We start from the raw sequence: 15,192 nt of genomic DNA on the forward strand, positions 1-15,192 counted from the left end.
CGTTCCTTTACGTCTGAGAGCGCTCTCGGACTCCCTTCCCCCCATGACTTCGAGGTGCCGTCCATGCCCACCTCCCGCTCCAGACCCGCCTCGGTGCTGGTTCTGGTCACCGCCATGGCCGCCGTAGGACTGGGTCCCGCCGCCGGTCCCGCGTCGGCCGCGAACATCCCCGTCGGCTCGGGCAGTTACTCCGACACCCGCCCCGCGGGCGCGTCGGGCCCCACGAACAATGTGGGCGCGCCGGTCACGCCCAAGCTGACCGAGCAGGCCAAGGACAGGCCGGTGCCCACCAACGACTGGTGGACGTCGCTCGCCTATCAGCGGTACGGCGACAACCCGTACTCCACCCCGATGTACGGCCACCCCCTCACCTACCAGGCCACCGCCGGAGGACTGGAGGTCGGACACCCGACGAACCCCGCCGTCGTGGGTGACGGACGGCAGTACGAGTACGCGCACAAGGCCGATCTCACCCTGGGCCTGACCGGCCTCAACTCCGCCGACACCAAGGCCGACGACTGGTCCGACTGGACCGTCACGCCCTACTGGTCCGACGGCACCCGCACGCTGCGGACCACCATCGGCCACGGCATGCCCTACGTCTATGCGAAGGGCTCGGGCGGCGACGCCAGCATCACCACCGCGTCGGCCCCGACCGTCTTCTCCGACGACGGCAACGTCCTCGGCATCACCGTCGCCGGACACCACTACGCGCTCTTCGCGCCGACCGGCAGCGACTGGTCGGTCTCGGGCTCCACCGTCACGGCCGGACTCGGCGACAAGGACTACTTCTCGCTCGCGCTCCTGCCCTCTGAGGACGCGCTCGCCACGTACACCACGTACGCCTTCAGCTTCGTCACCGGCTCCACGACGAGTTGGAACGCAGAGGGAGGCGAGGTCGAGGCGACGTACACCCTCACCACCGAGCCGCAGGAGGGCACCGAGAAGGGCACACTCCAGGCCCTCTACCGGCACCAGTGGCTCAACACGACCGACGCGCTGACCCCGTACACCTATGTGTCACCGCGCGGCACGATGAAGGTGCGCGAGTCCACCGCCTTCACCACTCGTCAGCAGGCGTCCGGTGTGCTGCCCGCGCTGCCCGAGTCGAGCGGGGTCGACGCGGCGGCGCTCAAGGCGCAGTTGGACGACGTGGTGAACGCCGGCGACCCGTTCTCGGGCGCGACGGACACCTACTGGACGGGCAAGGCGCTCGGCCGGCTCGCCCAACTGGCCCCGATCGCGGACCAGATCGGCGAGACCGCGACGCGCGACAAGATCGTGGATCTGCTGAAGGGCCGCTTGGAGGAGTGGTTCACGGCGGGCGGCGCCAGTGAGTTCAGCTACGACAACGACTGGAAGACGCTGACCGGTTACCCCGCTTCGTACGGCAGCGACACCGAACTCAACGACCACCACTTCCACTACAGCTACTACGTCTACGCCGCCGCGATCGTCGCCCAGTACGACCAGGCGTGGGCCGCCGAGTCCGCCTGGGGCGGCATGGTCGAGACGCTGGTACGCGACGCGGCCAACCCGAGCCGTACGGACAGCGACTTCCCGTTCCTGCGCGGCTTCGACGTGTACGCGGGCCACAGCTGGGCCTCCGGACACCAGGGCTTCGCCGCGGGCAACAATCAGGAGTCGTCGTCGGAGTCCATCAACCTCAGCGCGGGACTCGTCCTGTGGGGCTCGGCGACCGGCGACGACGAACTGCGTGACCTGGGCTCGTACTTGCTGGCCACCGAGTCCGAGGCGATCGGCCAGTACTGGTTCGACGCCGATCAGGAGGTCTTCCCGGCCGAGTTCGCGCGCGGCACCGTCGGCATGGTGTGGGGGAGCGGCGGCGCGTACTCCACCTGGTGGACCGCCAACCCCGAGGAGATCCATGGCATCAACGTCCTTCCCGTGACCGGGGGTTCACTCCACCTGGGCCGGGAGAAGGAGGCCATCGGCCGCAACATCGCCGAGATGGAGGAGCAGAACGGCGGGCCCGCCGTCGAATGGCGCGACATCCTCTGGGAGTTCGAGGCCATCTCCGACCCGGCGGGGGCCAAGGCCAAGTGGGACGCGGGCCAGGCGGCCCTGTCCCCGGAGGCGGGCGAGTCCAAGGCCCATGTCCACCACTGGATCGGCACCCTCGACGCGGTCGGCGCCCCCGACCCGACGGTGACCGGGTCGATCCCGACCTCGGCCGTCTTCACCAAGGGCGGGGTGAGCACGTACGCCGCGCACAACTTCGCGTCGACGGAGCAGACGGTCATGTTCTCGGACGGCACGACGCTCACGGTGCCCGCACGCTCCACGGCGAGCACCACCGGCTGATCCCGCCCCGAGGCCACCCCGGGGCCGACCACCCCGGGAGCCTCGCCCCACCCCCCACCAGCGGCGGGTCTCGGCCTGAGGCGACTCCTCAGGCCGAGGCCCGCCGCACCAGCGTCGTCGGCGTGATCACGGACGCGGGCGCGTGCGTCTCCGCGCTGTCCTTGTCGAGACCGCGCAGCAGCAGCCGGGCCATCAGCCGGCCCTGCCCCTCCACGTCCTGCCGGATCGTGGTCAGCGGCGGGTCGGTGTCCTCGGCGACGGACACCATGTCGTCGAAACCGACCAGCGCCACCTCGTCGGGCACCGGGATCCCGCGCTCACGCAGCACCCGCAGCGCGCCGGACGCCATCAGGTCGTTGGCCGCGAACACCGCGTCCAGGTCCGGGCGCCGGTCCAGCAGTTCCTTCATCGCCCGCGCGCCGCTCTCCACCGTGAACTCGCCCTCGGTGATCAGCCCGGGGTCGGCGTCCAGCAGTACGTCGCGGTAGCCGTCGAGCCGGTCGGTGGAGGAGGTCTGGTCGCGGGGCCCCGCGATGTGCGCGATGCGCTCGCGCCCGAGGTCGCGCAGATACTGCACGGCCGCCCGCGCGCCGCCGCGATTGTCGGCGTCCACGTACGGCACGCCCTGATCGCTGGGGGCCGACGTCCAGCTGGGCCGGCCGCCGTACACCGTCGGAGTCCCCGACCGGCGGATGATGGCCGGCAGCGGGTCGTCGATGTGCAGCGAGAAGGCGAGGGCGCCGTCGACATGGCCGCCCGCCAGATACCGGGCGATCCGTTCGAAGTCGCCGGGGCCTTCGAGCAGGAGGAGCACCAACTGGGTGTCGTGGGCGGTCAGTTCCTTGCTGATGCCGCGTATCTGCTGCGAGAAGAACGGGTCGGAGAAGATCCGGATCTCAGGCTCGGCGATGATCACCGCGACCGCGCCGGTCCGCCGGGTGACCAGCGTACGGGCCGCGTGGTTCGGCACGTACCCCAGCTCCTCCACGGCCCTCAGCACCTTGTCGACGAGCGGCTGCCGCACCCCGGCACCGCCGTTGACGACCCGGGACGCGGTGGCCCGGGAGACGCCGGCACGTGCCGCGACGGCTTCCAGTGTGGGCCGGGACCCAGGTGACTGCTCGGGCAAGGCGGGCACTCCTCGTCGGTGGCCGCGCGGGTGGGCACGGCCCTGTTCCGGCCGGTGGAGTTCCGGCCGACGGACTACGTCCACGCTCTGGACGGACCCGGCGGCGGGGACGGATGACCGTACGGGCAGCCGGGACCGGTACAGGGTATCCGCTGCCCCCTCCACTCAGAGAGCGCTCCCAAGCCCCTCGTGCACCCGCCTCGGCAGGGACGGCGCGCAATCCCCGACATCCGGCTGATCGCGGACAGCCCCCTGTCGCACCTTTGTTCACCGGGGTAGCTTTCCGCACCAAGGAATTCCGTTCACGGGGCCTCCCTCCGCCGGGCCGCCCCGCCGAGCCTCGGAGACCGCACCTGATGACGTCCCGGATTCGCACGCTCGTCCTGTCGGTGGCGGCAGCCGCCCTCGTCGTCCCCCTCACCGCACTTCCCTCGACGGCCGTCGCCGCGGCCCCGGCCGACGCACCGCCGCGTACGGGCTTCGAAGAGAGCGGCGGCGCCGAGTGGACCACCCTGGCGCAGGAGCAGGAGTTCCTCGCCGCCGTCGACCGCGGCGGCGACGGAGTCACCGTCAGCACCATCGGGACCACCAAGCAGGGCCGCCCGCTCAACCTGGTCGAGCTGGGCGACAAACGCTCGGTGAGCAGCCTCCTCCTCATCTGCAGCCAGCACGGTGACGAACCGTCGGGCCGTGAGGCGTGCCTCACCACCGTCCGTGACCTGGCCTATCCCAAGGACCGCGCGACGAAGCGCTTCCTGGACCGTACGAGCGTGCTGGTCGTCCCGACGGCCAACCCCGACGGCCGCGCCGCCGACACGCGCGGCAACTCGGACGGCGTCGACATCAACCGCGACCACATCGCGCTGAAGACCGCCGAGGGCCGCACCATGGCCGCCCTCACGCGCGACCGCAAGCCCGACGTCATCTACGACCTGCACGAGTACGGGGCCACACCGCCGTACTACGACAAGGACCTCTTCGACCTCTGGCCGCGCAACCTCAACACCTCCTCGCAGGTGCACAAGGAGGCCCAGACCCTGTCGGAGGCGTACGTACGCCCGGCCGCCCGCGACGGCGACCACTCCATCGGCACGTACGGCATCTGGACCGACCCCGTCACCGGCGACCCGATCAGGCAGACCGCTGGCGACGGCCAGGAGCGGATCCTGCGCAACGCCTCCGGCGTCAAGCACTCCGTCGGCCTGCTCATCGAGAGCCGCGTCGACCCCAGGTCGGAGGCCGAGGAGAACGACCCGTCGCTGAACCACCGGCGCCGCGTCGACAGCCAACTCGACTCCCTGAACGGCCTGTTCGGTTACGCCGACGAGCGCCGCGTACAGCTCTCGGCCGCGACCGCGCTCTCCCGCGCCGCCGGGCTGCTCGACCACGGCACGGTCTACCTCGGCGGCGGCGACAACGAGCCCGCGACCCCCGAGGACACCCTGAAGAACCCGCCCTGCGGATACCGGCTCGACGCCGCCCAGTACGCGGATGTGAAGGACGAACTGGCGTTGCACGGTGTGAAGGCCCTGCCCGCGCGCGGCGACGGCGCCTTCGTTCCGCTGCGTCAGTCCCAGCGCAAGCTGATCCCGCTCCTGCTCGACGGACGCGCCACCTACCCCCTCACCGTTGGAGAACCTGTCACGGCTTGTTGATAGAAAGAGACTCAAGTCACACGTGTGAGGGCCTGTCTGCCGGATCGGGCCATGAGCCCGGCGAGACCCGGCGGACAGGCCCTCAGGCGTAACGGAGTGCCCACGCATGCTCCGTGAAACCCCGAAAGGTGTTGCTCGTGCCGAAGGACGCAGAGAAAGCGGGAGCCGAAGGAGGTCCGCCGCCGGTCACGCCCGGTGAGCCGGGCCATCCCCAGGAATCCCGGCGCCCCCAGACCGACCGGGTGGTGTTCGGTGTCACAGCCGTCCTCACGCTCGCCTTCGTCGTCTGGGGTTCCGTCGGCACCGACTCCTTGGAGGACGTGTCCAGCTCCATGCTCTCCGGCCTCATCCACAACGGAGGCTGGGCCTTCGTCCTGGTGGCCTCGGGCTTCGTCGTCTTCGCCCTCTGGCTGGCGATCAGCCGCTACGGCAAGATCACCCTCGGTGACGAGGGTGAGAAGCCCGAGTTCAGGACCGTCTCCTGGGTCGCCATGATGTTCAGCGCCGGCATGGGCATCGGCCTGATGTTCTTCGGCGTGAACGAACCGCTCACCTTCTTCACCGACCCGCCCCCCGGCACCGACCCCCCGGACCCGGCGGCGGCCACCGAAACGGCCATGGCCACCACGCTGTTCCACTGGACGCTGCACCCCTGGGCCATCTACGCCGTGGTCGGCCTCGCCATCGCGTACAGCACCTTCCGGCGCAAGCGCCGCCAGACGATCAGCGCGGTCTTCGTGCCGCTCATCGGCGAGAGGCACGCCTACGGCACCACGGGGCGCGTCATCGACATCCTCGCCATCTTCGCGACGCTCTTCGGCTCTGCCGCCTCACTGGGCCTCGGCGCTCTCCAGATCGGCAGCGGGTTCACCGAGCTGAACTGGCTCGACACCGTCAGCACCGGACTCCTCGTCACCATCATCGCCGTCCTGACCCTGGCGTTTGTCGCCTCCGCGGTCTCCGGCGTCGAGAAGGGCATCCAGTGGCTCTCCAACACCAACATGGTGCTGGCGCTGGTGCTGGCCCTGTTCGTGTTCATCCTCGGTCCGACCGTCTTCGTGCTCGACCTGCTGCCGACGTCGATCGCGTCCTACTTCGGCGACCTCGCCCAGCTCGCGGGCCGCACCGAGGCCAGCAGCGGCAGGGGCGTCCCCGAGTGGCTCGGCAGCTGGACGGTCTTCTACTGGGCCTGGTGGATCTCCTGGACGCCCTTCGTCGGCATGTTCATCGCCCGCATCAGCCGCGGCCGGACGATCCGTCAGTTCGTGGGCGGCGTCATCCTCGTCCCCAGCACCGTGAGCCTGATCTGGTTCGCCATCTTCGGCGGATCGGCCATCCGGCTCCAGGAGAGGGAAGGCCGGCTCACCAACGAGGCGACGCCCGAGGGCCAGCTCTTCGCGCTTCTCCAGGACTTCCCGATCGCCACCGTCACCAGCCTGCTGGTGATGATCCTCGTCGGCATCTTCTTCGTCTCCGGCGCCGACGCCGCGTCGATCGTGATGGGCACCCTCTCCCAGAGGGGCCACTTCGAGCCCAGCAAGTACGTGATCGTCTTCTGGGGTGTACTGACCGGAGCCGTCGCCGCGGTGATGCTGCTCGTCGGCGACGGTCAGGGCGACGCGCTGCAAGGGCTCCAGAATCTGACCATCCTGGTGGCCGCGCCGTTCGCGCTCGTCATGATCGGCATGTGTGTGGCCCTGATGCGCGACCTGCGCCGCGACGCGCTGATCATCCGCGGGGAGCGGGGGGTGGAGGTCGTCGAGTCGGCCGTCATCGCCGGCCACGAGCGGTACGACGGCGATTTCGAGATCCGGATCGGCCCGGCCCCGGACGAAGGGTCGGCCGGAAGCACGCCGGAGAAGTCGACGCCCCACTGATCGGATCGGTGCCCGCGGAGGCCGCCGGGCGGGTTCACCCCGCCAGCCGGGCGGCCTCCTCCGCACAGCCCCAGGCCACGGTGACGCCTGCGCCGCCATGGCCGTAGTTGTGCACCAGCCTTGCGCCGCCCGGCAGTTGGACGGCCTCGACCCGTACGCGCGGTCGCGCCGGGCGCAGCCCCACCCGGTGCGCGAGCACCCGCGCGCCCCGCACCCGCGGACGCAGCGCGGCGCAGCGCTCGATGATCGCGGCGGCGGTCGCCGGGTCGGGCCGCGTGTCCCACGCGTGGTCTTCGGCGGTGCCGCCGAGGATCAGCCCGAACGGCTGCGGGAAGAGGTACGACGTACCGGCCGCGTCCCCGGCCGCCGACACCAGCCACTCCTCGATCCCCGGGTTCTCGACCACCACGAGCTGCCCGCGCACCGGGAACACCGACGCGTCCGGCACGAGCTCGCGGGCGCCGAGCCCCGAGCAGTTGACCACGACGGGGGCCTGCGCGGCCGGCTCCTCCAGGGCATCGACGGTTCGCCGCTCCACACTCCCGCCGGCGGCGCGCAGCCGCTCCTCCAAGTACCGCAGGTGCGCGGGCATGTCGATCAGCGGCAGCCGGCCGCGCAACGCCTGGGCGCACCCGTCCGGGAGCTCGTCGGGACGTGCCTCCCGCAGCTCGGGAAGTTCGACCGCCCAACTCCCCAGCCCGCTCAGCTCGGTGTCGGTCATCAGCCCCGCCGTCACGCGTACGCCCGTCGCCGCCGGATCCCGCGCCAGCGCCACGTACTCGCGCAACGACCGCAGGGACCACGGGCCGACCCGCGCGGCGGGCTCTATCCGGTACGGCCAGAACAGCGCGCCCGCCACCGCCGACGTGGTGCGCGCGGCGGGGTCCCGCGACCACACCCGGACCCGTCGGCCCCGCTCGGCGAGCACGACGGCGGTCGTCAGCCCGACGACCCCGCCACCGACCACGATCACCGTGTCACCCATGCCGGGACCGTAGCCCAGGCGGAATTCGGTGGACAGCCCGCGGACCCGGCGCCAAGCTCGTTCACGTACGAGACGACACACCTGACCGACGATGGCCCCGGCGAGCCGCGAATCGCCGTACGACATGACGGACAGGAACACAGCGCCCCGGAGGCCGACGGCCTCGCGCCGATGACCGCGATCCGCCCGCGCACGCCGGGCGAACTGCGCCGCAGCCGCCGGCCGAGAGCCCACTCCTGCTGGGACCACCTCTACGCGGCGCCGCTGTGGCCCCTGCACGGGGCCAATCTCGGCACCCTCGCCCGCACCTGCGACGCGGTCGGCGCCTGCCTCGCGCTGCCGCGCTTCCCCTGGGTCCCCGAGGCCCTGGCACGCGGCAACACCCTGCGCAGGCCCGTGTGCGTCCACTGGACCGGTGATCCGCTCGGCTGGCTCGGCAGACAGCGGGAGCGCGGGGCGCGCGTGGTCGGGGTGGAACTCGCCGACGAGGCGGTGCGCCTGGCGGACCTGCCCGCCGCCCGGCAGCCCACGGTGATGGTCCTCGGCCACGAACAGAACGGCATCCCGCCCGAAGCACTGGACCTGCTGGACACCTGCGTGGAGATCCCCATGATCGGCACGGGCGCCAGCCTCAATGTCGCGGTCGCCGGCAGCCTGGCCCTCTACAGACTGGCGGGCCTCCTCTGACCACGGCCCTACGTCCCGCGCGCCCGAAGGGCTGTCCCGTAGCTGTCGTCGTGCGCCCGCCGGGGATGCCGGGACAGCCCTTAGAATCGACGGTCTGATGACTGCCACTCTCGTCGCCAAGAATCTTGCCGCGGGCCACGGCGACCGCTCACTCTTCACCGGGCTCGACCTCGTCGTCGCGCCCGGCGACGTGATCGGTCTCGTCGGGGTCAACGGCGCCGGGAAATCGACCCTGCTCCGGCTGCTCGCCGGGCTGGACACCCCCGAGGACGGGGCGCTGAGCCTCTCCCCGCCCACCGCCACCGTGGGCCACCTTCCGCAGGAGCCCGAGCGGCACCCCGGCGAATCCGTGCGTGACTTCCTCGCCCGGCGTACGGGCGTCACCGAGGCCCAGGCCACCCTCGACGCGGCCACCCAGGCACTCGTCGACGGCGCGCCCGGCGCGGACGACGCGTACGCGGCAGGTCTGGAGCGCTGGCTCGGACTCGGCGGCGCCGACCTCGACGAACGCGCCGAGGAAGTCGTCGCGTCCCTCGGTCTGACTGTCGGCCTCGACCAGCCGATGACCGCCCTCTCCGGCGGCGAGGCCGCCCGCGCCGGGCTCGCGTCGCTGCTGCTGTCCCGCTACGACGTCTTCCTCCTGGACGAGCCGACCAACGACCTCGATCTCGACGGCCTCGAACGCCTCGAATCCTTCGTCAGCGGCCTCCGCGCGGGCACGGTCCTCGTCAGCCACGACCGCGAGTTCCTCACCCGCACCGTCACCAAGGTCCTCGAACTCGACCTGGCCCAGCAGCAGGTGAACCTCTTCGGTGGTGGCTACTCGGCGTATCTCGAAGAGCGCGAGCGGGCCCGGCAGCACGCCCGCGAGGAGTACGACGAGTACGCCGACAAGCGCACGGCCCTCCAGGGGCGCGCCCAGACGCAGCGCTCCTGGATGGAGAAGGGCGTCAAGAACGCGCGCCGCAAGGCCACGGACAACGACAAGATCGGCCGCAAGTTCCGCTCCGAGTCCACGGAGAAGCAGGCGGCGAAGGCCCGCCAGACCCAGCGCCTGATCGAACGCCTGGACGCCGACGCCGTCGACGAGCCCCGCAAGGAGTGGGAACTCCGGATGGAGATCGCCTCGGCGCCGCGCTCCGGTTCGGTGGTCGCGACCCTGAACGGCGCCGAAGTCCGGCGCGGCGACTTCCACTTCGGGCCGGCCTCGCTCCAGATCGACTGGGCGGACCGGGTCGCGATCACCGGCGCGAACGGCGCGGGCAAGTCCACCCTGCTGGCGCTCCTCCTCGGCCGGCTGGCCCCCGACGCGGGCGCGGCCTCGCTCGGCTCGGGCGTGGTGGTCGGCGAGGTCGACCAGGCGCGCGCGCTGTTCCACGGCCCCGAGACGCTGCTCGACGCGTTCTGCGCGGCGGTCCCGGACACGGAACCGGCCGAAGTCCGCACGCTGCTGGCCAAGTTCGGCCTCAAGGCGGCCCACGTACTGCGCCCGGCGACCACGCTCTCCCCGGGCGAACGCACCCGCGCGGCCCTGGCACTGCTCCAGGGCCGGGGAGTGAACCTGCTGGTCCTGGACGAGCCGACGAACCACCTCGACCTCGTGGCGATCGAACAGCTGGAGTCGGCGCTCGACTCGTACGAGGGAACTCTCCTGCTCGTCACCCACGACCGCCGCATGCTGGGCTCTGTCCGAACGGGCCGCCGAATCGAGGTCACGTCGGGCAAGCTCTCGGAACTCTCACCCACCCGCCCCTGAGCTCCCCAAGCCCATGCCGCCGCGCCTCGGGGCCAGGGTATGTCGCGCTCCATGCCCGACGATCCACCCATGTGTCCCGAGTGCGATCAGCCGTTGAAGGCCGGCGCGTTCCTCCTTTCCCACCGAGAGGACGACGGCGCGCGAGCCTGCCGCACGCTGTGGGGGTGCTCCTCCCCGCACGTCTGGTGGAAGTGGGCGGACCGTCCGGGCGACCCGCTGGAGGCATGCCCGAACCCCGAGCTGTTCCGGTCCTGACATCTATGCCTGACATCAACACTGGCGCACAGCCACGCTCCTGAGCGACCCAACACAGCAGAACCTACGCGAGCTGGCCCTCAGCCGTTGCTCAGCAGGGGAGTTGGGTCTGAAGCCAGAAGAAGAGGGACTGCCCGCGCTGCACGGACGCCGAGGAACCCCCAGTCACCCACACAGATGCCCAGCTGGCTCTCGCGGAGCTACCGGACATGCCGCCGGGCGAGCCGATGTATGACGGAGGCGACCTGCGCCAACTCCACCGCACGTATGTGCCGTTCCCAGTTCTCATCAACACGAAATACGAGGAAGAGGCGCTCCCACCGGCCCCGCTCTCGGGCATCCAGTTCACGGAGTACCTACGCACCTACATGCCGCTTCCGACAGCGTGCCCCTGCTGCACGTCCTCCGCGTAACACTCAACGTGGACCACGAGCCCCTTTCACTGTAGGAGTTCCAACTCCCGGGAGACGACATGGAACTGAGCTACCACCTCTGACGCACGAGGGGAGCAGTGGGTCAAACTCTCTCTACGTCTCCAAGACGCTCGCTCCGCTCACCCCGCGGCTCCCGGCTTCCCGCCGGGCCCTCGCTTCTGTCTCCTCCCCGCCTCAGGCCCCGGCTACGCTTGTCGCGCGACAAGAGAGTGAACGCCAGTCGGGGGGAGAGAGAAGCCCGCTGTGGCTGGGTCGGTCGGCTCCACGGCTTTACCCACCTCCCCGGAGCGGGCCCCGCGTCGAGCAAGAGCAGGGGCCACTTGTTCCAATTCCGGGCAGGATAATCACAGTCTGCCCGAGTTGCCAGCTACCGTACGGCCCTCCTGATCATGCCGCACCCACACCGGCCAAACCCGCTCCGCCGCCCTCACCTACCTGTTACCCGTTGTATTGGCAGCCGTGTGCAACCGCCTTATCGCGTAGCTTGGCCCCGAGTTTTTTTCGCTGATTTTTTGTGGAGAGCACGCGATAGTCTATGTATGTGTGCCCAGGAGTCGGAGGATCCTGCTCCTGGATAGCCGAATCGTCCACTGCGCGCAGCCCTTCGGCTGTTATCTCCCCAACGGTTAGGGCGTACGATCCGATGGATCCGAGTTGTAGCACGAGAATGTGGTGGTCATAGGCTGCCTCGGCGGTTACCGAGTTACTCCGCGCCGTGGAAAGTTGCCCCTTGTCGTTGTCACTTGGTACGAATGCAAGCTTTGAGATAGCACCATTCTCGACGTGACTCGGACTGATTTGTCGCCACAGGAATTCATGAGGTGTGTCTAATTCGTGTTCGCCAGTGCGTAGTTCATGCGACTCCACGGACATACTTGCCAATCCCCCTGGCGATGAATTCGACAGCAGACTCAAGATCTGCCCAGTTGACTACGTTTTCCGTTTCATCGGCGTCGTCTACCTTTGAAAAGGCGTAGAGTTCAATTTCTCTGCTCGGTGCTATTTCAACGGAGACTTCCCCTTGGGTTGAAACCCATTCAAGCTGAACGGCACCTCCGTCAGCTGGGTAGATGTTTGGCCTGGGGATACTCGCGTCCAAGCATTCCAGCAAGAGCGATTCGGTTGCCCTTAGGACCTGAAGCGCTATAGCCTCCCCGCCGCTTTCAAGCCAACCGGGCTCAAGTTTGCTTAGCTCAGCGAGACGTGATGACCACTCTGCGGGGAGAGCTGCCTCAATAGATAGGATGTCTTGGAATGCAATCGTTCCGGCGTCAGGTGTCTGTAGAGCGACTGCGCTCATGGCTACAGTTGGAGCCATCGTGGAATGGCCAAGGTGCTGGGTTAATTCTGGCACGAATTCAGCTGAAGAGAACCGGCCCAAAATGGGCCTGGTTGCGCCTACAGGCAGGAACTCGAAGGTTGACTTATCGGCAAGTACACCGATGATCTGTCCCAGCATATGAACCTCGACTTCAAATTGCTCGATCGAGGCGCGTTCTTGTAGAATCCTTCGAATCTCCTGAGAGAAAGTCGCTTCGTGAGGTGATCCCTCATCGAAATAAATCTTCTCGTCATCTTGCAAGCTTCGCCCAAAGCTGGAGAATTCTTTCAGGGCGGCATGTGGGAACCTTGGCGGGATAGCGCCGCCGTCTGCTACGGACCTCAACGTGTCTTGAATCAAGAATCGAGCTTCGTCGAAAATCCCTTCAGATTCTCGCTCGAAAAGTTCACTCTCGGTGCTTTGTGAAATCTCCAAAACAGGCATGACGCTTCCAGGTTTGACCGCCGCTAGGCGGAGGCCGAATCCAGACGCGAAGCCCCGTGGAACTCGCTGTCGCCGCCAGTTTCGCTGTTTGTACAACCCTTTGGCCACATTAATTACTAGTCGCTCATACCTGACAAATTCCGAGAGCATCTCCACGGGGAGGCCGTGTTGTTCGTATCGCCCTCCACGCAAGTGCCACTCACCGAACGAGCGCCTTTCTGTCCCCATGTGCGTACCTTACTGGCCTAGAGCCCATGATGGTCTACCATTTGGCGGATTTGCTCATACTTGCCATCTGCATGATCGAATCCGAGGACGGTTGCTGTGGGTGCCAAATTTGATCCCTGGCGACGAGACTCTGCGTTGAAGTGAGCGGTCACTGGGCGCGTATCGGGCCGTCCTTAGCTACGGATCAGAAGGCGTGCGCGGCTGTGCTTCTTCTGTGTCCTGCATGCGCCTTCCCCTGCCCATCTGCCGCGCGCGAAGGTTCGAGAAGTCCAGAGATCTGGGTTCGGAGTAGGGGAGGCATGCGATGGCATCTCAGCCCACCTCACGATGATCGGCACGTCTCGTTGCGCAAAACACCAGGGGCCCCTGTCGGCCTACGGCGTCGCGCAGCGCAAGGAGAAAGAAGCCAAAGCGAAGAAGCGTCATCTTCGCAAGAAGCGGTAGGCACTCTGGGATCACAACGCTCGCTGGTTGTCCATGCGGGCTCACAGTCCCCTTCGCAGCTGTTCGTGGGCGTCAGTAGCCCAGTGCGCAATCCAGGAACTCGGCCCACGGGTAACCGTGAACCAGGACGAACAGGCCTCGCAGAGTTGGAGGCGTCCACAGGCCAAGTGCCTTGTTGCCGACGGCTCGTGCGGGGTACGGAGCTGGGGTGTGCCGGTGCCGTTCGGTTGCCGGACGCGGCTGCGCCCCGGGGCCCTGGGACAACGAGCAGTTTCACCGATCGATCCCGGAGACCGTAGCAGGGCTGACTCGGCTCGTCGCTATGCGGCCCGGGGTGTCCGGTCGGTTCAGTAGAGATGCTTGGTCTGACATCTCCGTCGTGAGCCCCGTGGCAACCAGCCGTGCGGGTAGTTCGGCAGCATCGGGACGCAGGATGCCGAGGCAGACCAGGCCGTCTCAGAAGACAGATACATCGGCCTTGAGGCCGGGGAAGTCCGTTTCCAAGCCCCCAAGCGGCGTTGCTCCGCCAATGTCTCGGCTGGGTGCTTGGCCTGGGCCCAGCGACGGACGTAGGGGCGGGCCTCCGACAGATTCTCCGCTCGCCGGGCCACGACTCGGCGGGGGTCCATCGCGTCGGGTATGTCGTCTCTCCCGTCAGTTCTTGGGGTGGCAGGTGTCCGCGGCATCGCGTTCGCCGCGTGTGCAGGACAGAGCTCGGCGGAGCAGTTCCGCCAAGCGTTCGGCGGTGGCCGGGTGAGATGCGGTCCAGGTCGATGAGGCCGTGTCCGAAGGCGTTGAGGTCGGCACGCAGGTAGGGGAAGTCGCGGGCCATGCCTGCCGCAGCGAGTACGTCGCGCAGTGCCGAGGTGGCGTTGCGGGCCGCGCACCACTCGTTGGTGTGGGGTGGGGACCAGCGCGCGGCGTCCAGGTTTTCGTCGCTACTCGTCATCGCTGGGCACCGGGTTCTCTTCGCCGCCCAAGCCTTCGACTTCGCTGGCGCGGGCAGCGCCGGTGTACTGCTCACCGTAGTGGTCCGCCCGTTCCATCAGCGCGGCAGAGGCGACCAGCATGACTGCGAGAGAGACCGTGCGCAGCGGGCTCGACTCGGGGCGGTGGTTGGGGGCACGAAGCCACTGATGGCGGTCGCCGGCCAGGGGGATGGGGCCTGGTACGACGATGAAGGAATCGCGCTGGAGATAGCGGTACGCGGGGGGTGTGTCCGTCTCCTGCGCGATCACCCGCGTGAAGCGGTCCTTCGACGTTGGCGGAAGGAAGAAGCCCATCCGGCGAGCGGCCCGGTCGACCAGCACCGGCCCTACCGGCATTCGCCGACGTTCCAGTTGGTCGAACGTCTCGACGCCGAGGCGCTGTTCGGTCACCACGACGTCGAAGGCAACACCTGTCGGCAGTGCATGGGGGCGCCTCGGGTCATCCGCCCAGTGTTTGCGGCACAATTCCGGGTCGTCCGCGACAGCGGACAGCCACTCCATGCCTCGCTTCGTCATCCTCTGCACGTTATCCACCTCGGTCTGACTTTCCGTCACCGACCAGTGCGGTCGCTGTGCGAACAGACTCCTGCGTCCGTGCCGAGCTGGGCAGATGACGAGAGGTGACGGGGGATGACGAGATGCGTGAGGGCGCGTCATCCCCCG

General features: G+C 68.4%; 9 protein-coding genes and 1 pseudogene. 5 read left to right on the top strand and 5 right to left on the bottom strand.

Features of this window, described 5'->3' with window-relative positions; genetic code table 11:
* The first annotated feature begins 63 nt into the window (after nt 1-63).
* Nucleotides 64-2,325 carry a glycosyl hydrolase gene (locus tag ACIBBB_RS02665; protein ID WP_398977942.1) on the top strand — a complete coding sequence of 754 codons (2,262 nt, stop codon included), beginning with the start codon at nt 64-66 and terminating at the stop codon, nt 2,323-2,325.
* An 88-nt stretch (nt 2,326-2,413) separates the two neighbouring features.
* Here the strand turns inward: ACIBBB_RS02665 and ACIBBB_RS02670 are convergent, their stop codons facing one another.
* Nucleotides 2,414-3,454 carry a LacI family DNA-binding transcriptional regulator gene (locus tag ACIBBB_RS02670; protein WP_398977945.1) on the bottom strand — a complete coding sequence of 347 codons (1,041 nt, stop codon included), beginning with the start codon at nt 3,452-3,454 and terminating at the stop codon, nt 2,414-2,416.
* Nucleotides 3,455-3,810: 356 nt separating this feature from the next.
* Here ACIBBB_RS02670 and ACIBBB_RS02675 point away from each other — a divergent pair, with 356 nt between their 5' ends.
* Nucleotides 3,811-5,109: a M14 family metallocarboxypeptidase gene (locus ACIBBB_RS02675; RefSeq protein WP_398977947.1), complete on the top strand. Its 1,299-nt coding sequence runs from the start codon at nt 3,811-3,813 to the stop codon at nt 5,107-5,109.
* Nucleotides 5,110-5,246: 137 nt separating this feature from the next.
* Nucleotides 5,247-6,986: a BCCT family transporter gene (locus ACIBBB_RS02680; RefSeq protein ID WP_398977949.1), complete on the top strand. Its 1,740-nt coding sequence runs from the start codon at nt 5,247-5,249 to the stop codon at nt 6,984-6,986.
* A gap of 34 nt (nt 6,987-7,020) precedes the next feature.
* On the opposite strand, the gene ACIBBB_RS02685 is transcribed toward ACIBBB_RS02680, so the two are convergent.
* On the bottom strand, nt 7,021-7,971 hold the full coding sequence (locus tag ACIBBB_RS02685; RefSeq protein WP_398977951.1) for an FAD-dependent oxidoreductase: 951 nt from the start codon (nt 7,969-7,971) through the stop codon (nt 7,021-7,023).
* Between the two features lie 171 nt (nt 7,972-8,142).
* Here ACIBBB_RS02685 and ACIBBB_RS02690 point away from each other — a divergent pair, with 171 nt between their 5' ends.
* Nucleotides 8,143-8,658, top strand: coding sequence for a TrmH family RNA methyltransferase (locus ACIBBB_RS02690; RefSeq protein ID WP_398977953.1), 516 nt, complete (start codon nt 8,143-8,145; stop codon nt 8,656-8,658).
* A gap of 97 nt (nt 8,659-8,755) precedes the next feature.
* A complete protein-coding gene (locus ACIBBB_RS02695; protein WP_398977955.1) occupies nt 8,756-10,414 on the top strand; it encodes an ABC-F family ATP-binding cassette domain-containing protein in 1,659 nt (552 codons plus the stop codon).
* A 1,542-nt stretch (nt 10,415-11,956) separates the two neighbouring features.
* Here the strand turns inward: ACIBBB_RS02695 and ACIBBB_RS02700 are convergent.
* The 3 genes and pseudogenes from ACIBBB_RS02700 to ACIBBB_RS02710 form a co-directional block, all read right to left on the bottom strand.
* A complete protein-coding gene (locus tag ACIBBB_RS02700; RefSeq protein WP_398977957.1) occupies nt 11,957-13,024 on the bottom strand; it encodes a hypothetical protein in 1,068 nt (355 codons plus the stop codon).
* A 1,170-nt stretch (nt 13,025-14,194) separates the two neighbouring features.
* Nucleotides 14,195-14,489: pseudogene (locus tag ACIBBB_RS02705) on the bottom strand (hypothetical protein).
* On the bottom strand, nt 14,479-15,186 hold the full coding sequence (locus tag ACIBBB_RS02710; protein ID WP_398977959.1) for a bifunctional DNA primase/polymerase: 708 nt from the start codon (nt 15,184-15,186) through the stop codon (nt 14,479-14,481). Before ACIBBB_RS02710 ends, ACIBBB_RS02705 begins: the two are co-directional and overlap by 11 nt.
* Between the last annotated feature and the right edge of the window lie 6 nt (nt 15,187-15,192).

Source organism: Streptomyces sp. NPDC051217, from assembly GCF_044455465.1.
GTDB lineage: Bacteria > Actinomycetota > Actinomycetes > Streptomycetales > Streptomycetaceae > Streptomyces.